At 32.9% G+C, this 569-nt stretch carries 1 protein-coding gene; it reads left to right on the top strand.

The genetic code is table 11. From position 1 onward, the window contains the following. Positions 1–140: 140 nt before the first annotated feature. Positions 141–425 (top strand): hypothetical protein (locus DNK85_RS12615; RefSeq protein WP_208123117.1); only part of this gene is annotated, 285 nt, incomplete at its 5' end. Between the last annotated feature and the right edge of the window lie 144 nt (positions 426–569).

Raw genomic sequence — 569 nt, 5'->3', positions numbered from 1 at the left:
GGGGAAAAAAGGAAATAAGAGGAAGAAAGGGAGGTGAGAAGAAAAGGAAAAGAGAGAAATAAGAGAAGAGGAAAAGAAAAAGGAAGAAGGAAAAGAAGGTAAGAAAAGAGAGGAAAGAAAAAAAAAAAATGAAAAAAAGNAAAAAAAGGGAGAGAGGGAGGGAAGAAAAAGAAAAGAGAAAAGGAAAGGAAAAAGGGGGGGAAAAGGACACGGAAGAGAGAGGAGAAAGAGAAGAAGAGGGAAGAATGAGGAGAAGAAAAAAGCAAGAGGATAGGAGAAGAAAAGAAAAAAGAAAAGGAGAGAAAAGGAAGAAGAAGAAAGTGGGGGGCAAAAAGAAAAGGAAAATAGGAGGGAGGGAGGAAAAAAGAAAAGAAAAAAAAAAAAAAAGAAAAAGAGAAAAAAGAAAAGAAAGGAGAAAAAGATAAAAAAAAAAGAAAGAGAAGAAAAGGAAAGGAGAAAGAAAGTAAGAGAAAAAAAAAAATTAGAGAAAGAAGGAAAGATAGAGAGGAAGAGGGGAATGAAAAGAGAAAAAGAAAAATAAGAATAGATAAGAAAGAAAGAGAAAAAGA

It is taken from the genome of Cysteiniphilum halobium, from assembly GCF_003574425.1.
Classification (GTDB): Bacteria; Pseudomonadota; Gammaproteobacteria; order Francisellales; family Francisellaceae; genus Caedibacter; species Caedibacter halobius.
The sequence above is the reverse complement of the archived record's forward strand: the minus strand, read 5'-3'. Positions and strand labels throughout refer to the sequence as shown.